The organism is Streptomyces bullii (genome assembly GCF_042657145.1).
Classification (GTDB): domain Bacteria; phylum Actinomycetota; class Actinomycetes; order Streptomycetales; family Streptomycetaceae; genus Streptomyces; species Streptomyces bullii.
This window is the reverse complement of sequence record NZ_JBHSNY010000010.1, coordinates 247976-268057: the sequence shown is the minus strand read 5'-3', so window position 1 is coordinate 268057 and position 20082 is coordinate 247976. Positions and strand designations below refer to the sequence as shown.

Here is a 20082-nt window from a genome sequence, read left to right as displayed (position 1 = left end):
CCGACGGCAGTCGATCGCGCCGCGGCTCCGCACTGCGGGCGCCAGCCGAAGAGTGAGCTGCACCCGCGGGCGTCCGAGGCGGGCGCCCGCATGGTGGGTGGTCCCCGTGGGCAGGATCCGTGCGGATCCGTCGCAGGGGTACCTCGTTCACCCGTGACGGTGAGTGGTCTTCGTACGCCCGTACGCTATCACGCTCCGTGTGCGAACGGCTCCCGAATGTGCAAATGGGCATGAGCGTACTCCCGCCCCATGCCCCATTTCAGTCACTCGCTGAATATGACATGGCGATGATCTGGTCGGACTAAGCTCGCCCGCAGCGCGCCGAGTTGGGATGAATTCGCGCGCTTGTTCCCGTATGCGCGGAAGATCCGGACAAGCTCCATGACACACCCCCCTCCCAGCGCACCCGACCCCCAGCCGATTCTTTGCAGAAGGCCTACATGGTGAGTGTTCAATCCCCATCCGGTCGCCGTGAACTTCCCTACGCGCGCGTGCTGTTGCTGCCGGCCATAGCAATGGCCGCGGTGACCGGAGCCGCCGTCGCCCTGGTGACGGAGCCGGCCAAAGCCGCCGTCGGCTGGTGCGGTGGCATCGCCACCCTCCTGGTCATCGCGACGGCGGCCCAGGCGGTACGCCGCGGCCGTGCCCTGCGCGACGCACGGGCCGAGCACGCCCGTCACAGCGCGTATCTGGACAGGCGGATCGCCGACCACGAGCAGGACACGCTCCGCTTCGCGCGGGAGATCGTCCCGGCCGCGGTCAGCCTGATGCACCGCACGGGTTCCCACAGCGAGGCGGTCCGCCAGCTCGGCGACCTCGACCCGTCCTACCGCAACCTCTGCGAGCCGCAGATCGAGCTGCTGAAGCTGCTGCTCAGGACCATCGACCACGAAGTGACCCTGCGCGACTCCAACTCGCGCTCCTTCGTCAGTGTCGCCCGCCGCGTCCAGGCGATCGTCCACCAGCAGGCCAAGGAACTCCGGGAGATGGAGGAGGACCACGGCCGCAACCCCGAGGTCTTCGACGACCTGCTGCGCATCGACCACGGCAACGCGCTGATCGGCCGGCTCGCCGACTCCATCTCCGTCCTCGGCGGAGGCCGGCCCGGCCGCCAGTGGCCCGAGCCCGTGGCCCTCTACAGCGTGCTGCGCGGCGCCATGTCGCGGATCCTGGAGTACCGCCGGATCTCGCTGGACAACATCGCCAAGGTCAACATCAAGGGCATTTACGTCGAGCCGGTCATCCACGCCGCCGCCGAACTCCTCGACAACGCCACGCGCTACTCGCCGCCGCAGAGCAAGGTCCACGTCATCGCCAGCGAGGTGCAGACCGGCGTCGCCATCGAGATCGAGGACGCCGGCGTCAGCCTCAACGAGGAGTCCCGCGCCAAGATCGAGGGCATGCTGGAGCGCGCCAAGGCCGGCGCCGCCCTGGACGACCTCGGCGAGCACCCGCGTCTCGGCCTGGCCGTCGTCGGCCGGCTCTGCACGGCGTTCAACATGCAGGTCGCGCTGCGCTCCTCCGCGTACGGCGGAGTGCGCGCCGTGCTCATCGTGCCCAGCGAGATGATGACCGACGAGCCCGGCGTCGGACTCGCCCACGGCATCGGCGCCACCGGCGTCCACAAGCCGGTCGGCGGGGTCGAGGGCCCTAAGCGCACGCCCAAGAAGCGCCGCCCCACCAGCCCGAAGATCCCTGACACCATCCCTCTGCAGGACGACGACGTTCCCGTGGTCACCGAGTGGACCGCGGGCGGACTGCCGCAGCGCCGCAGCAAGATGAAGATCCCGCTCAGCCAGCGGCTCGCCGAGCAGGCCGCCTTCGAGAAGGCCGAACGCGAGGCCGCCGAACGGGCGAAGCAGTCCCGGCCCGCCTGGTCGCCGCCCGAGCCGGAACCCGAGCCCGTCCCGCTGATCGACATCGAGATGATGACCGGCGACCGCGCCCCCGGAAAGGGCCTGGAGGCCTTCTGGGAGGGGCTGAAGGAGGGCCTCGAACCGGGCGTGCACCCCACCGACTTCACCCGCAACCCCACCAAGTACCTGTACCTCATCAACGACGATCCGGCCCCAAGCCAGGCCGAGGACGAGGGGGACCTCAAGTGATCCAGCAGCGAGGCAACTTCGACTGGATTCTCAAGCAACTCGCCGACGGCGTACCGGGCGTCGAGATGATCGTGGTGCTCTCGGCCGACGGCCTGCGCCTGGCCCGCTACGGCGGCGAGCCGGACGCCGCCGACCGCCTCGCCGCGGCCTGCGCCGGCGTGCAGAGCCTCGCGAGCGCCGTCGCCGTGGAACTGCCGTACGGCGAGGGCGAGATGAAGCTGGTCATGGTCGAGTTCGACGGCGGCTACTTCTACCTCATGCAGGCCGGCGCCAACGCCTACCTCGCGGTCCTGTCCGACGTGCGGTGCGAACCCGGCCGGATGAGCGCCATGATGCGCGACCTCATCGTCCGTATCGGCTCCCATCTGACCAGCCCGCCCCGGCGGAACGGGCAGACCGTATGACTCCTCCGCAACGCCAGAGGCGCTACCCCCAGCCGGATCCCGCTCCGCAGCCTCCCCAGGAGGGCGAGCGAAAGAATCCGGAAAGGCTGTACGTGGTCGCCGGCGCGGACGGTGAGCGCGCGGCCATCGACCTGGTGACCTTGATCGTCGCGCGCGTCGAGGACCCCCCGCCCTCCGCCACGCCCGAGCAGGCGGCACTGCTGCGCCTCTGCTCCGCCCCCCTGTCCGTGGCCGAGCTCTCGGCCTATCTGAACCTGCCGTTCAGCGCGGTGACCGTGCTGCTCACCGACATGCTGACGGCGGAACTGGTGAAGGCGCGCGCCCCGATCGTCCGCCAGGCGCTCCCCGACCGTTCCCTTCTCGAAGCGGTGATGCATGGACTTCAAAGGCTCTGACACCCTCCCGGGCCCCCGGACCGAGGACAAGCTGCCGCACACGGCACAGGCAGCGGCGAAGATCGTCATCGTGGGCGGCTTCGGGGTCGGCAAGACGACGATGGTCGGGTCGGTCAGCGAGATCAAACCGCTGACCACCGAGGAGACCATGACCCAGGCCGGTATCGGTGTCGACGACAACTTCGGCTCCGACACCAAGACGGCCACCACCGTGGCGATGGACTTCGGTCGCATCAGCATCACCGACCAGGTCGTGCTGTACCTGTTCGGCACGCCCGGCCAGCAGCGCTTCTGGTTCCTGTGGAACGGCCTGTTCGAGGGCGCGCTAGGCGCCGTGGTGCTCGTCGACACCCGCCGCCTGGAGGTCAGCTTCGAGGTCATGGGGCGGCTGGAGGAACGCGGCGTCCCCTTCGTGGTCGCCGTCAACACCTTCCCGGACGCGCCCCGTTACCCCCTCGACGAACTGCGCACCGCCCTCGATCTGTCCCCCGAGATCCCGATCATGGAGTGCGACGCGCGGCGCCGGGCCTCCAGCCGTGACGTCCTGCTGACGCTGATGCGCTTCCTGAAGTCGCTCGCCATGCGGGGCGTCCTCACCTGATCCCGTGTCCCGAAACCCTTCCGATCTCCCTTTTTCTGCTTCGGAGCGACCACTGTGACGCCTGACTCCCATTCCCCGACCGACACGGACGCCTCCCGGGTCGGTCCGCCGCCCGGCTGCCCCGCGCACGGCGTCGGGCCCGGGGGGCTGCACCGGCTGCACGAGGCGGCGGACCTGCGGGAGCTGTACGAGGACCTGCGGGCCGAGCACGGTCCCGTGGCGCCCGCGCTGCTCCACGACGACGTGCCGATCTGGGTGGTCCTCGGCCACGCCGAGAACCTGCACATGGTGCGCACCCCCCACCAGTTCTGCCGGGACAGCCGTATCTGGACCCCGCTCAGGGACGGCCTGGTCAAGCCCGACCACCCCCTGATGCCGCACATCGCCTGGCAGCCGATCTGCTCCCACGCCGAGGGCGACGAGCACAAGCGGCTGCGCGGCGCGGTCATGGGCGCCATGTCGACCATCGACTTCCGCAACCTGCGCCGCTACATCAACCGCAGCACCCAGGTCATCGTCAACCGGTTTTGCGAGGTGGGCGAGGCCGATCTGGTGGGCCAGTTCGCCGAGCACCTGCCGATGGCCGTGCTGTGCCAGATCTTCGGCATGCCCGACGAGTACAACGACCGCCTCGTCGAGGCCGCCCGCGACGCGCTCAAGGGCACCCAGACCGCGATCGCCAGCCATTCCTACGTCATGGACACCCTCAGCCGGCTCACCGCCCGCCGCCGCGTCGAGCCGGCCGAGGACTTCGCCACCCACCTCATCAGCCACCCGGCGCGGCTGACCGACGACGAGGTCAGGGAGCACCTGCGCCTGGTGCTCTTCGCCGCGTACGAGGCCACCGCCAACCTGCTGTCCAACGTGCTGCGCACGGTGCTGACCGACCCGCGGTTCCGCGCCCAGCTCAGCGGCGGCAACATGACGGTGCCGGAGGCCGTCGAGCAGTCGCTGTGGGACGAGCCGCCGTTCAGTACCGTCCTCGGCTACTTCGCCAAGCAGGACACGGAGCTGGGCGGCCAGCGCATCCGCCAGGGCGACGGCCTGCTGTTCGCCCCGGCCCCGGCCAACGTCGACCCGCGGGTGCGCCCCGACCTGACCGCCAACATGATGGGCAACCGCTCGCACCTCGCCTTCGGCGGCGGCGCCCACGAGTGCCCCGGCCAGGACATCGGCCGCTCCATCGCCGACGTCGGCGTCGACGCGCTGCTCCTGCGGCTGCCGGACGTGGAACTCGCCTGCGACGAGGACGAGTTGCGCTGGACGGAGTCGATCGCCTCACGGCACCTGACGTCGATGCCCGTCCATTTCGCCCCCCAGCCTCCGCAGGACATCACGGAGGATCCGCACCACACGCCGGTGCCGCCCCCGCGCACCGCCTGGCACATCGGCACCGTGCCGTCGACGTCCCTGCCCACGGCGTCCCTGCCCACGGCCCTCCAGCACCAGCCGGGCGCGCCGGAGCCACAGCCGTTCGCCCGGGAGCCACAGCCGTTGGCGCAGCCGCCGTTGACGCCGGGGCCACAGCCGTTCGCGCAGCAGCCGGCGCCCGTGCAGACGCAAGTGCCCGGGCCCGGGACGGACCGCCCGAAGGGCGCCTGGCAGCGCTTCCTGCTCTGGTGGCGCGGCTACTGACCGGCGGCCCACCGGTCGTACGACGCCCAGGCCGCGAGCACCCGGGAGCTGCGGAACCGGTGCGCCACGCCGGTGACCGGGTCGGTGAACGCCAGTGACCGCGCCAGCAGTTGGAGCGGGCGCCGGAAGTCACCGGCCGGCGCCGGAGCGGTCACCTCGGGGTAGAGCGGGTCGCCGAGGATCGGCACGCCGAGAGCGTTCATGTGCACGCGGAGCTGATGCGTCTGCCCGGTGCCGGGGACCAGCCGGTAGCGGGCCGGCCCGGCGTCCGGTCCGGGGCGGTGCTCGATCAGCTCGATCCGGCTGACCGCGTTCGGCTCGCCCTCGACCTCCCGCGCGGTCAGCACCCCGCGCTCCTTGACGATCCGGCTGCGGACGGTCCGGGGCAGGACGAGCCCGGGATCGTAGGGGGCGACCGCCTCGTACTCCTTGCGCACCCGCCGGTCGCGGAACAGCGTCTGGTACGCCCCGCGCTCCTCGGGCCGCACGGTGAACAGCACCAGCCCGGCGGTGAGCCGGTCGAGGCGGTGTGCCGGGCTGAGCTCGGGGATGCCGAGCTCCCGGCGCAGCCGGGCCAGCGCGGTCTCGGCGACATGGCTGCCGCGCGGGGTGGTGGCCAGGAAGTGCGGCTTGTCGGCGACCACGATGTGCTCGTCCCGGTGGACGACCTCCACCGGGAACGGCACGGGCACCTCTTGGGGCAGCTCCCGGTGGAACCAGACGCACATGCCCGGGACGTACGGCGCGTCCGGCGGTACGGCCCGCCCGTCCTGTCCGATGATCAGCCCCGCGACGAACATCCCGTCGACGACTCCGGCCCCCGCGCCCGACAGCCGCTCCACGAGATGGTCGCGCACCGTGGCCCACGATCCCGTGGCGGGTAGCCGCACCCGTACCGGGTCCACCCCGTGGCGCTGGGGGAGAGGGGCAGGCGGTGGCGGGGTACGGCGTCTCATCGCAAGCCAGCGTACGAGCGCGTCACGCGGACGTCACACCTGGTCGGCCGGGGCACCGCGGACCTGGTCGGTCGTGCACCGGCAAAAGGGAGCCGCCGACCGGCGCTCCGCCGGGCTACTCCTGCGGGCCGGGGCGCCTCGCGGCCTCCCGTACCTCCGCCTCGACCTCGTTGCGCCGTCTTCCCTCGGCCTTCGCGTACTCCGCCACCGCGCTCTGGACGTCACGGGCGAGATCCCGCCAGGCGCGCAGCGCGGTCTCGTAGGTGGCGGTGTGGGCCTGTGCCCACCGGGAGTGAGCGGGCGGCCCGTACCGGTCCCGCAGCTCCTCCACCCGGTTGTACGCCTGCTCTGCCGCGCGCTGCATCGCGACCAGTTCCTCGAAGGTGTGTGCCACGCGTTTGGATGCTGGAGGAGGAACCACCGCCGGGCGACTCGCCACGCCGCCGGGCCGGTGTGCGGGCCGCGGTTCACCCGCCCGGAGTCACCGCGGGCCGGCCGCTGACGCCACCACGGCGGACGCCAGGCGCGTGCACCCGCCTGCCGGCCGGGCCACCCGGGGTCAGGACGCCGCGGCCGCCGGGCTCGCGCCCTCCTGCTCCGCCTCGATCCGTGCGTTCCACTCCCGCTTGGAGGCCTGCCAGCCGTCCTCGTTGTGGCCGAGCCGCCAGTAGCCGGAGATCGACAGGTCCTGGCGCGGCACGTGGCGCTCGACGCGCAGCAGGCGGCGCAGCTCCTTCACGAAGTGCGCCTCGCCGTGCACGAAGGCGTGTACGCGGCCCTCCGGGAAGTCCAGGCCCCGTACCGCCTCGACCAGTGCCTCGCCGATGCGGCGGCCCCCGCGGTGCAGCCAGACGACCTCCGCGTCGGAGTCGATCTTCTGCTCCTCCTCGCGGCCGGCGACCTCGACGAAGGCGTGCACCCGGGCGGCGCGCGGCAGGGCCTCCAGGGAGCGGGCGATCGCGGGCAGCGCGCTCTCGTCGCCGACCAGCAGATGCCAGTCCGCGCTCGGGTCGGGCGCGTAGGCGCCGCCGGGACCCATGAACCACACCTTCTCTCCCGGCTGGGCCCGCATCGCCCACGGACCGGCCAGGCCCTCGTCGCCGTGCAGTACGAAGTCCAGCGTCAGCTCACGGTGTTCCACGTCCCACTGGCGCACCGTGTACGTCCGGGTCACCGGCCATCGCTCGCGCGGCAGCTCCTCGCGGGCGCGCAGGGGGTCGAAGGGCTCCGGGAACGGCACACCGTCCGGCGGGAACAGCAGCTTCACGTAGTGGTCCGTGCAGGTGTCCGCCGCGAAGTCGGCGAGGCCCTCGCCGCCCAGCACCACGCGCTGCATGTGCGGGGTCAGCCGCTCGGTACGGACGACCTGCGCGACATGCGGCTTGCGCGGCTGGCGTCCCGGTCGCTCTGCCATGAGGACCTCCCTGTCCCGTGGTTAGGTAAGCCTAAGTTACCATCCCACTCCCAGCAAGCACCCGTCGAACGAGAGGTGTCTGCGGTTCACGCCGTGAGCGTCGCCAGCAGACGCTGCAGTGACCCTCCCAGGCCCCAGCGGGCCGCCAGCTCCTCCAGCGCCACCGGATCGCGCGGCGTGCGCGGCAGCGTCGTGTCGACGTCCGGGAGCGGAACGTCGTCCGCGACCCTGACCACCCTCGGAGCGACCGCGAGATACGGCCGCGCCTCGTCCAGCCGCTTGCGCTGCGACGGCGTCAGCCGCGCCCGCGGGTCGTCGACCGCGGCCAGGATCCCGGCCAGGTCGCCGAACTCCGCGAGCAGCTTGGCCGCCGTCTTCTCACCGATGCCCGGCACGCCCGGCAGGCCGTCGCTCGGGTCGCCCCGCAGGAGCGCCAGATCCGCGTACCCGCTGCCGCCGACCCCATACTTCCCACGCAGCACCGCCTCATCGGTGAGCTGCAGCGTGCCCACGCCCTTCAGCGGATACAGCACCCGCACCCCGCGCGCGTCGTCCACCAACTGGTACAGGTCGCGGTCGCCGGTGACGATGTCCACCGGCCCCGTTGCCCGCGCCGTGTACGTGCCGATCACGTCGTCCGCCTCGTACCCCGCCACGCCCACGCGCGCGATGCCCAGCGCGTCCAGGACGGCCTCGATGACCGGCACCTGCGGCGACAGCGTGTCGGGCACCTCCTCCTCGTCCGGACCCGCCGCGTGCTCCTCGGCGACGCGGTGCGCCTTGTACGAGGGGATCAGCTCCACCCGCCAGTGCGGGCGCCAGTCGGCGTCCATGCACGCCACCAGATGGCCCGGCCGGTGGTCCTTGACCAGGCGGTCGATGAAGTCGAGCAGCCCGCGCACCGCGTTCACCGGCGTGCCGTCCGGGGCCTTGACCGAGTCGGGTACGCCGAAGTAGGCGCGGAAGTACAGGGAGGCGGTGTCGAGGAGCATCAGTCGTCCGGTCACGCGTCGCATCATGCCGTACCGCACCGACAGTCCCCTCCACCGCGCAACGCCTCGCGACCGAGCGGCGGCTGTGAACCGTTCCACGTGCGGGTGCCCCAGGGAAGGTGGGGAGGCGCGGCCCCGGTGCGACGCCGGCCGCGCACGCCACGACGGCACCACCACCGCCGCCGTCCTCGACGCCTCCTTCACCGTGGAACCCGGCCAGATCTTCGTCGTCATGAGCCTGTCCCGCTCCGGCACGTCCACGCTGCTGCTCATGCTCAAGTGGGCGGGTGGCCGAGTCCGCGGAGAAGAGCTCGGCCTGACCCGCGGTGCGCTGTGACGGGCCCCGGCGTCTGCCGGGGCCCGTGCTGTCACCGATCACGGCCACGACAACGATCCGGACAACCACAGAGCGCGACGGACCGGGCCACGGCGCCGCCGCCCCGCGCCGCACCTCTCCGGCCCTCCCGCCCCCGTCACCCGCGCGGGAACACGGCAGACCGTGTGCGCATTGAACAGAGGGAGCGCGGTCGCGCGCTGACCGAGGAGCGACCGCGGCGCCGGCCGGACCGTTGGTCCCGGCGGAGGAATCCGCGCCGGGCAGATCAGGAGAGCTGATCCACTGGCGCGAACTGTGAGGTCGTACCCCACGCCCTGTGTCGTCGATGTGACGGGCGCATGAAACGGTTTGCCGAACATGCGTAGGGTGCAGACAACCCAACAGGACATGCGGAACGACACGCGAGGGAGGGAGCCGGAGCGATGGGCGACCACAAAGAGCAGCCCCTGCGGGTGGGCGCGGCCGTGCGGCGGCGCCGCCGGGCGCTTGACCTCACCCTCGCCGTCGTGGCCGAACGCAGCGGCCTGTCGGTGCCCTTCCTCAGCCAGATCGAGAACGAGCGGGCCCGCCCCAGCCGGAGCTCCCTGGAGAAGGTCGCCGACGCCCTGCGCACCACCGCCGTCGAACTGCTCGCCGCCGCCGACCCGGCCTGCAGCGTGGACGTCGTGCGCGCCGAGGACACCGGGCTGGAGCCGCTCCACGAGCCCCGCGCACGTTCCCTGGTGCGCGGGCACCACCAGATGCACGCCTCGGAGTTCACCGGCGACCATGACGCGGGCCGTGAATTCCAGTACCGCAACGACCAGTTGATGTACGTCGCCGACGGGGTCGTGGAGATCGAGGCCGAGGGCCGCGCCTACCGCCTGGGCCGTGGCGACACGCTGTACCTCACCGGCGGTGTCCGGCACCGCTGGCGGGCGACGGAGTCGGACACCCGCGTGATCGTCGTCGCCGTCGCCGAGCACATCGAGGCCGTCCGCGACAAGGACGGGCCACGCCCATGACCGTCCGGCCCGGGCCCGGCGAGGACCCGGCGGGTGTCCGGCGCCGGCCCGGCAACGCCCCGGTGAGGCTCCCGTGAGGCCCCGATGAGGGTCGTCTCGCTCGTGCCGTCCCTGACGGAGGCCGTCGCCCGCACCGTCCCCGGTGCCCTGGCCGGCGCCACCGACTGGTGCACGCACCCGCCCGGCCTCGACGTGGTCCGCGTCGGCGGCACGAAGAACCCCAGGGTCGACCGCATCGTCTCCCTCGCCCCCGACCTGGTGATCGCCAACGAGGAGGAGAACCGCGCACCCGACCTCGCGGCCCTGCGCGAGGCGGGCGTCGAGGTCCTGGTGACGGAGGTCCGCGACGTCCCCCAGGCCTTCCGGGAGCTGGCGCGCGTGCTGGACGCCTGCGGAGCGGGCGCCCGTCCGCGCTGGCTGGAGCAGGCCGAGCGGACCTGGGCGCACCTGCCGGTCGCCGACGGCCCCCGCACCACCGCCGTCGTACCGATCTGGCGCCGCCCGTGGATGGTCCTGGGCCGCGACACCTTCGCCGGTGACGTCCTCGCGCGGCTGGGCGTCCGCCACCTCTACGCGACGCACCCCGACCGCTACCCGAAGATCGCCCTGGAGGAGCTGCGCGCCGCGGCCCCGGACGTCGTCGTGCTCCCGGACGAGCCGTACCCGTTCACCCCCGACGACGGCCCCGAGGCCTTCCCCGGACTGTCCTGCGCGCTCGTCAGCGGACGGCACCTGACCTGGTACGGTCCGTCGCTGGCCGAGGCGCCGCGGGTGCTGGGCGAGGCCCTGCGAGCAGCGCTCCGCTGAGCAGCCCGCGCACCGTGCCCCCGGCGGCCGCGACCCAGGCGGCGACGAGGAGGCCGTACAGACCCGTCGCCAGCCAGCCGTAGGCGGCCAGTCCGGTGTGCCGGGCCAGCGCCTCGGCGCCGGTGACGCACGTACCGACCGGGAACGTGAACGCCCACCACGTCATCGCGAACCGCATCCCGCGCCGCCGGGCACGCACGGCATGCGCGGTCGCCAGAGAGAGCCACAGCAGCGCGAAACCCGTCACCGGCACGCCGTACAACACGGCGAACAGCGCGAACCCCTGCTCGTGCGGCGGCGGTACGACGCCCGGAGCCACGTCCGCGAAGGCGCCGACCGCGGTGGTGGACTGGCCGAGCGGACCCAGCACCAGGAACAGTGTCGGGGTCAGCGCGAGCGGCAGCGGACCGCCGGTGACCAGCCGGGCGAAGACCACCGGCAGCATCAGCAGGGTCGCCAGCAGGCTCAGCCCGAACAGCGCGAGACAGGTGAGCAGCAGGGCCGCCCGGGGCTGCCCGGCGGGCAGGTGCGGCACGAGCGAAGGCCCGAGCGCGGCCGACACCATCGGCGCGACCAGCGGCAGCAGCCAGACGGGCGTGGCCTGCCCGGGCTCGGCCCGGCGTACGGTCAGCAGGTACGGCACCGCGACGGCGGCCGCGAGTCCCACGGCGGTACCGGCGCCGAAGAGCACGGCGTCGACGGCGACGGCGGCCCGTAGCCCGACCCAGTCCCGGCCGACGGTGAGCGCACCGCCTCCCACGGCCAGCAGGGCCATCGCCAGGCAGCCGTAGAAGGGAGCCGTCGCCGGGTCGAGGAGGTGGGCGCGGGCCTGGTCGCGGTGGCGGGCCCAGTGCACGGCCCGGGCGGCGAGCAGAACCACCAGCAGGACCAGGGACAGCGCCCAGACGGCCGCCAGAGCGGAGCGCAGGCCCGGGACGTGGCGGGCGAGCCCTGCTCCGGGGACGTGCGGGGTGAGTCCGGCTCCGGCGGTCGCGACGACGGCGGTGCCCATGACGGCGGCGTACCAGTGGGGCCCGAGGTGGCGGACCGACCGGGCGCGCGGGGAACGTGCGGTGGCACGGGAAAAGGGCTGGGCTGCGGTGACCATGCCTTCCACGGTCGTGCGGGCGGACGCCCACCACCAGGGAGTTCGCCTCTATGGCGGCATAAGCTGTGTTTATGAGCAGGACGGATGGCCATGAGGAGCGCGCCGAGGTCCGGCCCGCGGGCGCGGGGACGCTCGCGCACCGCGTGCCCGATCTCGGCGCGCTGGAACTGCTGCTGGCGGTGGCGAGGCTGGGCAGCCTCGGCGGGGCGGCGCGGGAACTGGGCATCACGCAGCCCGCCGCGAGCAGCCGGATCCGGTCGATGGAGCGACAGTTGGGCGTGGCGCTGGTGGACCGTTCGCCGCGCGGTTCCCGGCTCACCGACGCCGGGGCGCTGGTGACGGACTGGGCGCGGCGGATCGTCGAGGCGGCGGAGGCGTTCGACGCGGGTGCGCAGGCGCTGCGCGACCGCCGGGACTCCCGGCTGCGGGTGGCGGCGAGCATGACGATCGCCGAGTACCTGCTGCCGGGCTGGCTGCTCGCGCTGCGCGCGCAGCGGCCGGACACCGCGGTGTCGCTGCTCGCGGGCAACTCGGCGGCGGTGGCGGAGCGGCTGCTGTCGGACGAGGCGGACCTGGGGTTCGTGGAGGGGCTGACGGTGCCGCCGGGCCTCGACTCGACGGTCATCGCCCACGACCGCCTCATCGTGGTGACGGCCCCGGCGCATCCCTGGGCCCGCCGCCGACGGCCCCTCGCGGGGGAGGAACTGGCGTCCACCCCGCTGATCCTGCGGGAGAAGGGCTCCGGCACCCGCCAGGTCCTGGACGTGGCGCTCGGCGGCCTGGCCCGCCCCCTGATCGAACTGTCGTCCACGACGGCGGTCAAGGCCGCGGCGGTCAGCGGGGCCGGCCCCGCGGTCCTCAGCGAACTGGCGGTGGGCGAGGAACTGGCCATGCGGCGCCTGGTGCGGGTCCCGGTGGACGGCGTGGTCCTGGCCCGCGACCTGCGAGCGGTCTGGCCCACGGGCCACCGCCCGACGGGCCCGGCCCGCGACCTGCTGTCCTTGACACGGGGATAGGCACTGGCCGGGCGCCGCCCTCCTGCCCGGGGCCCTCGGGACGGGACATCCGCGGCGCCCGGGAAAACCCTCGGCGTCCACCGCCGTCCCACCCGCACCAAGCCGTACAGGCCGAGCTCGCCGAACCGGCCACCCCCTGGCCGGAGGCAGCCGCCGGTGACGCCCTCGCCCACGGCGACCTGCGCGCCGACACCATGCTGCTCACCGCCGAGGACCCGGTCGTCTTCGTCGACTGGCCGCACGCCGCGCGCACCGGGCCCTGGTTCGACCTGCTGGTGATGCTGCCGTGCGTGCGGGCGCAGGGCGGCCCGGACCGGAAAAGGTCCTCACCGGCCACCCCCTGGGCCGGCGGGCCGACCCGGAGGCGGTCACCGCCACCCTGGCCGCCCTCGCCGGCTATTTCCTGCGCCACTGCCTCCGGCCCGCCCCGCCCGGCATCCCCGCCCTCCGCGCGTTCCAGCGCGCCCAGGGCGACGCCGCCCTGGACTGGCTCAGGAGGCGGCTCGGACCAGGGCCCCCATGACCCGTAGGTCCTCGCCCATCTCGGGGTGCCACTGCACTCCCAGCACCCAGGCCGGGGACGGCAGTTCCACGGCCTCCACCGTCCCGTCCTCCGCGTGCGCCGACACGACCAGGCCCGTGCCGAGCCGGTCGACGGCCTGGTGGTGGTACGTCGGCACCAACGTCTCCTCCGGCACGACCTCGGCGTACAACGTGCCCGGCACGGGCTTGACCGGGTGGCGTCCGAAGACACCTGGCCTCTCGGCGTGCCCGTCGACGTGCTGCACGAGCGTGCCGCCGAGCGCGACGTTCAGCAGCTGCATGCCCCGGCAGATGCCCAGCAGCGGCACCCGAGCCTCCAGCGCCGCCGCGATGAGCGCGAGCTCCCAGGCGTCCCGTTCCCGCGCGGGCGGGCCGGTGCGCGGGTCGGGTTCGGCACCGTAGCGGACCGGCTCGACGTCCGGACCGCCCGCGATCACCAGCCCGTCGAGCCGGGCCACCGTGGCGGCGGCGTGCTCGGGGGCGTCCGGCGGGAGCATCGCGGCCAGCCCGCCGGCCCGCTGTACCAGCCGCGGATACCCGGCCGGCAGCAGGGCGGCCTCCAGCTCCCACACGCCCCAGCGCGCCCCGGACTCCAGATACGTGCTGATGCCGATCAGCGGCCTGGCCACCATGTGCCCCGTGCTCCTTCCTTCGTGACGCGAGTCAGTCCCTCGCCAACTCTGCCTCGGCCGCCGCCAGCGCCGCGAACTCCTCCTCCGGCGCCTTCGCCACCAGGTGCTTGCGGCTGTACAGCCCGAAGTAGGCCACGGCCACGATGTACACGCCCAGGGCCATGAACGCCGCCGTCACGTCCACCAGGAACGTCGCCACCAGCGCCGCGCAGGCCAGCACCAGGGCGACCGAGGAGGTCAGCACCCCGCCCGGCGTACGGTACGGCCGCGGCAGCTCCGGCTCGCGGCGGCGCAGCACGATGTGGGAGAGCGACATCAGCGCGTAGCTGATCGTGGCGCCGAAGACGGCGACGTTCAGCATGCGGGCGCCGTCACCCGTGCCGGCGGCCAGGGCGAAGCCGATCGCGCCGGGCACCAGCAGGCCGAGGTAGGGGGCCTTGCGGCTGCTGGTCAGGGACAGGAACTTCGGCAGGTAACCCGCGCGGGAGAGCGCGAACAGCTGGCGTGAGCCCGCGTAGATCAGCGAGAAGAACGACGCCACCAGGCCCGCGAGCCCCGCGTAGTTCACGATCCGGCTGAGCGCGGTCGCCTCGCCGTCCGGCTGGAGCGCCTCCACCAGCGGGTTGCCCGCGTCCTGGATGGCGGCCGAGCCGCGCGCCCCGGCCGCCGCGACGAAGGTGACCACGGCCAGGACCACCAGGATGCCCATCGACCAGCGGATCGCCCGGGGCAGCGTACGCGCCGGGTCCCGGGTCTCCTCGGCGGCCAGCGGCACGCCCTCCACCCCCAGGAAGAACCACATGCCGAACGGGAAGGCCGCCCAGATGCCCAGCAGCCCCATGGGCAGCCAGGAGCTCGCGCCGGCGGCGGAGGTGTCCACCGGGATGTCGTCGAGCGAGGAGAGGTCGAACGAGGGCAGCGCGCCCAGCGCGAACACGATGAGCGCCGCCACCGCGATGCCCGTCACGACGAAGCTGAAGCGCAGTGCCTCGCCGACGCCCCACAGGTGGATGCCGATGAAGATCACGAAGCAGGCCAGGTAGACGGGCCAGCCGGACTCCAGCCCGAACAGGCCGAGCGACTCCACGTAGTCGCCGATGAAGATGGCGATCGCGGCGGGTGCGAGCACGTACTCGATGAGGATCGCGGTCCCGGTCAGGAACCCGCCCCACGGACCGAGCGCCCGGCGGGCGAAGCCATAGCCGCCGCCGGCCGTGGGCAGGATCGAGGACAGCTCGGCGAGGGCGAACACCATGCAGGTGTACATGGCGCCCATCAGCACCATGGCGATCGCCAGACCGCCGAAGCCGCCCTCGGCCAGGCCGAAGTTCCAGCCCGAGTAGTCGCCGGAGACGACGTACGCGACGCCGAGGCCGGTCAGCAGCAGCCAGCCGGCGCTGCCGCGGCGCAGCTTCCGGCGCTCCAGATAGTCGTCCGCCTCGTCGGCGGAGCGGTGGGTTGCGGATTCCGAGGATTCCAGGGACATGGGGCGACTCCCCAGCAGGCGGCGGACACGGAGGTCTTCATCGGGACAGCGCGGTGGTGTCGACCGGCCACCCTGGACCGACCACCGGCTCAATGGATCGAGCCCATACCTTTGTGGGCCGGGCGGTGAGAAAGCAAGACCCGTGCGTTAACCCGTCGTAAACCGTGCGCGCCAAGCCCCTAGGCCAGGAAGCCGCGCAGCAGCGCCGCCGTCCCCGCGCAGTGCTCCCGCATCATCTCCCGCGCCCCGTCGGCGTCCCCGTCGAGCACCGCTTCGACCAGCGCGGTGTGCTGGCGCTGCGAGTGCTCCAGATTGCGGACGAGCAGCGGGATGCAGTCGAGGAGGTCGTTCACCGTCGCCCGCACCGCCGCGTACTGCGCGGTGAGCGTCGGCGACCCGCACAGCTCGGCGAGCGTCAGGTGCAGCATCGTGTCCTGGCGCCGGTAGTCGGTCAGCGGCGCGTCGTGCGTACGGGTCAGCGCCTCGCGCAGCCGCGCCGCCTGCTCGTCCGTCAGGCCGTGCATGGCGCACAGCCCGGCCGCGCCGACCTCCAGCACCTCCCGGAAGCGCAGCACGTCCTCGATGTCGACCTCGGCGACCCGGCGCCGCAGCTCGTCCTGGGCGCCCGCGTCCGGCGTGCGGGGCGGCCGCGGCCGTACGAACGTTCCGCCGTACCGGCCGCGCCGCGACTCGACCAGCCCCTGGTCCTGCAGCACCTTCAGCACCTCGCGCAGCGTCACCCGGCTGATCCCCAGCCGTTCCGCCAGCTCCCGCTCGGCTGGCAGCCGCTCACCCCCCGGCACCAGTCCCAGCCGGACGACCTGCAGGATCTGCTCCAGCGCCTCCTCGAAGCCGTTGCCCGCCCGCACCGGCCGCAGCACCGGCGCGAGCCGGTCCTCCACCGACCCGCCAGCCTCGTCCGGCATGTGGCCGCGCCCCCTTCCCAAGCAATGGTTCTCGGCAATACCTTATGGCTCCCGGCGGTACCGAAGAAGCCGAAGGAGGCTCTGCCGTGGCAGACCGCACACCCCCGCTCAGCGTCGAGGAACTGCACGCCCTCGTCGCGGGCGGTGAGATCGACACCGTCGTCCTGGCCTTCCCGGACATGCAGGGACGGCTCCAGGGCAAGCGGTTCGCCGCGCGCTTCTTCCTCGACGAGGTGCTCCATCACGGCACCGAGGGCTGCAACTACCTGCTCGCCGTCGACGCCGAGATGAACACCGTCGACGGCTACGCGATGTCCTCCTGGGACCGCGGCTACGGCGACTTCGCCATGCACCCGGACCTCACCACCCTGCGCCGTGTGCCCTGGAACGAGGGCACCGCCATGGTCCACGCCGACCTCGCCTGGAACGACGGCTCCCCGGTCGTCGCCGCCCCGCGCCAGATCCTGCGCCGCCAGCTGGAGCGCCTGGCCGACCTCGGCTACACCGCCCAGGTCGGCACCGAGCTGGAGTTCATCGTCTTCAAGGACACCTACGAGCAGGCCTGGGACGCCCACTACCGGGACCTGACCCCGGCCAACCAGTACAACATCGACTACTCGGTCCTCGGCACCGGCCGTATCGAGCCCCTGCTGCGCCGCATCCGCAACGAGATGGCCGGCGCCGGCCTCACCGTCGAGTCCGCCAAGGGCGAGTGCAACCCCGGCCAGCACGAGATCGCCTTCCGCTACGACGAGGCCCTGGTCACCTGCGACCAGCACGCCGTCTACAAGACCGGAGCCAAGGAGATCGCCGCCCAGGAGGGCATGTCGCTCACCTTCATGGCCAAGTACAACGAGCGCGAGGGCAACTCCTGCCACATCCACCTCTCGCTCGCCGACGAGGACGGCGGCAACGCCATGGCCGGCGACGGCCCCGACGGCATGTCCGAGGTCATGCGCCACTTCCTCGCCGGGCAGCTCGCCGCACTGCGCGACTTCTCCCTGCTCTACGCCCCCCACATCAACTCCTACAAGCGGTTCCAGCCGGGCTCCTTCGCCCCTACCGCCGTCGCCTGGGGCCACGACAACCGCACCTGCGCGCTCCGCGTGGTCGGCCACGGCCGCTCCCTGCGCTTCGAGAACCGGCTGCCCGGCGGTGACGTCAACCCGTACCTGGCGGTGGCGGGCATGGTGGCGGCCGGCCTGTACGGCGTGGAGCACAAACTCGAACTGCCCGAGGCCTGCCCCGGCAACGCCTACACCGCCGGCTTCGCCCACGTCCCGACGACCCTGCGCGAGGCCGCCGACCTGTGGGCGGACAGCGCGATCGCCCGGGCGGCCTTCGGCGACGAGGTCGTCGCGCACTACCGCAACATGGCCCGCGTCGAACTGGACGCCTTCGACGCCGCGGTCACCGACTGGGAGCTGCGCCGCTCCTTCGAACGCATGTGAGGCCCTTCTTGTCCCACGAGTACGAGCTCGAAGTACTGAACCCGGCCACCGAAGAGGTCGTCGCCACCGTCCCGGCCGCCACCGCGGCCGACGTGGACACCGCCGTCGCCCGGGCCGCGAAGGCCCAGTCCGGGTGGGCGGCGCTGGCGCCCGGTGAGCGCGCCCGGCTGCTGCGCCGCTTCGCCGTCGCCGTCGACGAACACCTCGAAGAGCTCGCCCGGCTGGAGGTCCGCGAGGCCGGACACACCCTCGGCAACGCCCGCTGGGAGGCCGGCAACGTCCGCGACCTGCTCGACTACGCGGCGGGGGGAGTGGAACGGCTGACCGGCCGTCAGATCCCGGTCCCGGGCGGCCTGAACGTCACGATCCTCGAACCGCTCGGTGTCGTCGGCGTCATCGCTCCCTGGAACTTCCCCATGCCGATCGCCGCCTGGGGCACGGCCCCGGCCCTCGCGGCGGGCAACGCGGTCCTCCTCAAGCCCGCCGAGACCACCCCGCTCACCGCCCTGCGCCTGGCCGAACTCGCGCTGGAAGCCGGCCTTCCGGAGGGCCTGTTCCAGGTGCTGCCCGGCCACGGACCCGTCGCGGGCAACGCCCTCGTCGAACACCCGGGCGTCGCGAAGATCGTCTTCACCGGGTCGACGGTCGTGGGCAAACACGTGCTGGCAAGGGGGTCGGCGCAGCTCAAGCGCGTCACCCTCGAACTCGGCGGCAAGAGCCCCAACATCGTCTTCGCCGACGCCGACCTCGAAGCCGCCGCGGCCGCCGCCCCCATGTCCTTCCTCGACAACTCCGGCCAGGACTGCTGCGCCCGCACCCGCATCCTCGTCCAGCGTTCCGCCTACGACCGCTTCCTCGACCTCCTCGCCCCCGCCATCGAGTCGGTCCGGGTCGGCGACCCGGCCGACGAGCAGACGCAGATGGGTCCGCTGATCTCCAGGGCCCAGCTGGAGCGGGTGCGTTCGTACGTCGACGCGGACGCCGAGGGCATTCGCGGCAAGGCCCCCGAGGGCCCCGGCTTCTGGTTCCCGCCCACGGTCCTCACCGGCGTCGGCCCGCACGCGCGCGTGGCGGTCGAGGAGGTCTTCGGGCCGGTCGCCGTCGTCCTCCCCTTCGAGGACGAGGCCGAGGCCGTGGCCCTCGCCAACGCCACCGACTACGGCCTCTCCGGGTCGATCTGGACCCGCGACGTGGGCCGCGCCCTGCGCGTCTCCCAGGCCGTGCGGGCCGGCAACCTGTCCGTCAACTCCCACTCCAGCGTCCGCTACTGGACCCCCTTCGGCGGCTTCAAGCAGTCCGGCATCGGCCGCGAACTCGGCCCGGACGCCCTCGTCGCCTTCACCGAAACCAAGAACGTCTTCATCAGCACGGAGGGCCCCGCACAGTGACCGAAGCAACCCAGGAAGTCGTCTGCCGGCGCCTCGTCGGCCGTACCGCCGTCGTCACCGGAGCCGGCAGCGGCATCGGTCTGGCCAGCGCCCGCCGCCTCGCCTCCGAAGGCGCCCACGTCGTCTGCGGCGACGTCGACGAGGCACGCGGCAAGGCGGCCGCCGAGGAGACCGGCGGGATCTTCGTCAGGGTCGACGTCACCGACCCCGAGCAGGTCGAGGCCCTCTTCCGGACGGCTTACGACACCTACGGCAGCGTCGACATCGCCTTCAACAACGCCGGTATCTCGCCGCCCGACGACGACTCCATCCTGGAGACGGGCCTGGAGGCCTGGAAGCGCGTCCAGGAGGTCAACCTCACCTCCGTCTACCTGTGCTGCAAGGCCGCCATCCCGTACATGCGGCGCCAGGGCAGGGGCTCGATCATCAACACAGCCTCCTTCGTGGCGCGGATGGGCGCGGCGACCTCGCAGATCTCGTACACCGCCTCCAAGGGCGGCGTCCTCGCGATGTCCCGGGAACTGGGCGTGCAGTTCGCGCGGGACGGCATCCGCGTGAACGCCCTGTGCCCCGGCCCGGTCAACACCCCGCTCCTGCAGGAACTGTTCGCCAAGGACCCGGAGCGCGCCGCGCGCCGCCTGGTGCACATCCCGCTGGGCCGGTTCGCCGAGGCCGAGGAGATCGCCGCCGCCGTCGCGTTCCTGGCCAGCGACGACTCCTCCTTCGTGAACGCCACCGACTTCCTGGTCGACGGCGGGATCGCGGGGGCGTACGTCACGCCCCTGTAAGGGCCGCCCTGTACTCCCGGCATCTCGTCACTGCCGTGCTGGGACGAGCATGACGCCCGTAGCCCGCCCCCGGCCCCTCACCCGGAACGCTGGC

The 20082-nt window shown here is 72.8% G+C and carries 20 protein-coding genes and 1 pseudogene; 13 read left to right on the top strand and 8 right to left on the bottom strand.

Annotation, left to right across the window (positions count from 1 at the left end; genetic code table 11):
• Positions 1-440: 440 nt before the first annotated feature.
• Genes ACFPZJ_RS28400 through ACFPZJ_RS28380 form a run of 5 tightly spaced genes read left to right on the top strand, consistent with a single transcriptional unit; the run spans position 441 to position 5140 of the window.
• Complete coding sequence (locus tag ACFPZJ_RS28400) at positions 441-2105, top strand: sensor histidine kinase (protein ID WP_381027264.1); 1665 nt, start codon at positions 441-443, stop codon at positions 2103-2105.
• Positions 2102-2509, top strand: coding sequence for a roadblock/LC7 domain-containing protein (locus tag ACFPZJ_RS28395; RefSeq protein ID WP_381027261.1), 408 nt, complete (start codon positions 2102-2104; stop codon positions 2507-2509). The genes ACFPZJ_RS28400 and ACFPZJ_RS28395 overlap by 4 nt, the downstream gene beginning before the upstream one ends.
• Positions 2506-2904 (top strand): DUF742 domain-containing protein, encoded by a 399-nt coding sequence (locus ACFPZJ_RS28390; protein WP_381027258.1) that lies wholly within the window; start codon positions 2506-2508, stop codon positions 2902-2904. The genes ACFPZJ_RS28395 and ACFPZJ_RS28390 overlap by 4 nt, the downstream gene beginning before the upstream one ends.
• Positions 2885-3505, top strand: a complete 621-nt coding sequence (locus ACFPZJ_RS28385; RefSeq protein WP_381027256.1) for a GTP-binding protein — start codon at positions 2885-2887, stop codon at positions 3503-3505. Before ACFPZJ_RS28390 ends, ACFPZJ_RS28385 begins: the two co-directional genes overlap by 20 nt.
• Positions 3506-3559: 54 nt before the next feature.
• On the top strand, positions 3560-5140 hold the full coding sequence (locus ACFPZJ_RS28380; protein ID WP_381027254.1) for a cytochrome P450: 1581 nt from the start codon (positions 3560-3562) through the stop codon (positions 5138-5140).
• Here the strand turns inward: ACFPZJ_RS28380 and ACFPZJ_RS28375 are convergent.
• From ACFPZJ_RS28375 to ACFPZJ_RS28360, 4 genes are all read right to left on the bottom strand, one after another.
• Positions 5134-6096 carry a pseudouridine synthase gene (locus ACFPZJ_RS28375; RefSeq protein WP_381027251.1) on the bottom strand — a complete coding sequence of 321 codons (963 nt, stop codon included), beginning with the start codon at positions 6094-6096 and terminating at the stop codon, positions 5134-5136. The genes ACFPZJ_RS28380 and ACFPZJ_RS28375 overlap by 7 nt on opposite strands.
• A 115-nt stretch (positions 6097-6211) precedes the next feature.
• On the bottom strand, positions 6212-6490 hold the full coding sequence (locus ACFPZJ_RS28370; protein ID WP_381027249.1) for a hypothetical protein: 279 nt from the start codon (positions 6488-6490) through the stop codon (positions 6212-6214).
• A 165-nt stretch (positions 6491-6655) separates the two neighbouring features.
• A complete protein-coding gene (locus ACFPZJ_RS28365; RefSeq protein WP_381027246.1) occupies positions 6656-7510 on the bottom strand; it encodes a siderophore-interacting protein in 855 nt (284 codons plus the stop codon).
• Between the two features lie 86 nt (positions 7511-7596).
• Positions 7597-8526, bottom strand: coding sequence for a 5'-3' exonuclease (locus tag ACFPZJ_RS28360; protein WP_381027698.1), 930 nt, complete (start codon positions 8524-8526; stop codon positions 7597-7599).
• A 61-nt stretch (positions 8527-8587) separates the two neighbouring features.
• On the opposite strand from ACFPZJ_RS28360, the gene ACFPZJ_RS28355 reads away from it, so the two are divergent.
• The 3 genes from ACFPZJ_RS28355 to ACFPZJ_RS28345 all read left to right on the top strand — a co-directional run bounded on the left by ACFPZJ_RS28355 (position 8588) and on the right by ACFPZJ_RS28345 (position 10650).
• Positions 8588-8839: a hypothetical protein gene (locus ACFPZJ_RS28355; RefSeq protein WP_381027243.1), complete on the top strand. Its 252-nt coding sequence runs from the start codon at positions 8588-8590 to the stop codon at positions 8837-8839.
• A gap of 422 nt (positions 8840-9261) precedes the next feature.
• A complete protein-coding gene (locus ACFPZJ_RS28350; RefSeq protein ID WP_381027241.1) occupies positions 9262-9843 on the top strand; it encodes a helix-turn-helix domain-containing protein in 582 nt (193 codons plus the stop codon).
• 84 nt (positions 9844-9927) lie between these two features.
• Entirely contained in the window at positions 9928-10650 is a 723-nt protein-coding gene (locus tag ACFPZJ_RS28345) for a helical backbone metal receptor (protein ID WP_381027239.1), read from the top strand.
• Here the strand turns inward: ACFPZJ_RS28345 and ACFPZJ_RS28340 are convergent.
• A complete protein-coding gene (locus ACFPZJ_RS28340; RefSeq protein ID WP_381027236.1) occupies positions 10562-11758 on the bottom strand; it encodes a TDT family transporter in 1197 nt (398 codons plus the stop codon). The two genes, ACFPZJ_RS28345 and ACFPZJ_RS28340, sit on opposite strands and share 89 nt — an antisense overlap.
• Before the next feature lie 71 nt (positions 11759-11829).
• Between ACFPZJ_RS28340 and ACFPZJ_RS28335 the strand changes: the two genes are divergently transcribed.
• On the top strand, positions 11830-12774 hold the full coding sequence (locus ACFPZJ_RS28335; protein ID WP_381027234.1) for a LysR family transcriptional regulator: 945 nt from the start codon (positions 11830-11832) through the stop codon (positions 12772-12774).
• Positions 12775-12890: 116 nt separating this feature from the next.
• A pseudogene (locus ACFPZJ_RS28330) lies at positions 12891-13297 on the top strand (aminoglycoside phosphotransferase family protein); the annotation flags it as partial.
• Here ACFPZJ_RS28330 and ACFPZJ_RS28325 read toward each other — a convergent pair.
• The 3 genes from ACFPZJ_RS28325 to ACFPZJ_RS28315 form a co-directional block, all read right to left on the bottom strand.
• Positions 13266-13949, bottom strand: coding sequence for a gamma-glutamyl-gamma-aminobutyrate hydrolase family protein (locus ACFPZJ_RS28325; RefSeq protein WP_381027231.1), 684 nt, complete (start codon positions 13947-13949; stop codon positions 13266-13268). The pseudogene ACFPZJ_RS28330 and the gene ACFPZJ_RS28325 sit on opposite strands and share 32 nt — an antisense overlap.
• A 31-nt stretch (positions 13950-13980) precedes the next feature.
• Complete coding sequence (eat, locus tag ACFPZJ_RS28320) at positions 13981-15435, bottom strand: ethanolamine permease (protein WP_381027229.1); 1455 nt, start codon at positions 15433-15435, stop codon at positions 13981-13983.
• Positions 15436-15614: 179 nt separating this feature from the next.
• On the bottom strand, positions 15615-16361 hold the full coding sequence (locus tag ACFPZJ_RS28315; protein ID WP_381027227.1) for a FadR/GntR family transcriptional regulator: 747 nt from the start codon (positions 16359-16361) through the stop codon (positions 15615-15617).
• A gap of 86 nt (positions 16362-16447) precedes the next feature.
• Here ACFPZJ_RS28315 and ACFPZJ_RS28310 point away from each other — a divergent pair, with 86 nt between their 5' ends.
• From ACFPZJ_RS28310 to ACFPZJ_RS28300, 3 genes are read left to right on the top strand one after another with little or no spacing between them, the layout of a single operon-like run.
• The gene (locus ACFPZJ_RS28310; protein ID WP_381027224.1) at positions 16448-17812 is read left to right on the top strand and encodes a glutamine synthetase family protein; all 1365 of its coding nucleotides are present in this window, start codon (positions 16448-16450) and stop codon (positions 17810-17812) included.
• Between the two features lie 8 nt (positions 17813-17820).
• Positions 17821-19200, top strand: coding sequence for an aldehyde dehydrogenase family protein (locus tag ACFPZJ_RS28305; protein WP_381027221.1), 1380 nt, complete (start codon positions 17821-17823; stop codon positions 19198-19200).
• Positions 19197-19988, top strand: coding sequence for a 3-oxoacyl-ACP reductase (locus tag ACFPZJ_RS28300; protein WP_381027219.1), 792 nt, complete (start codon positions 19197-19199; stop codon positions 19986-19988). The genes ACFPZJ_RS28305 and ACFPZJ_RS28300 overlap by 4 nt, the downstream gene beginning before the upstream one ends.
• The last annotated feature ends 94 nt before the right edge of the window (positions 19989-20082 follow it).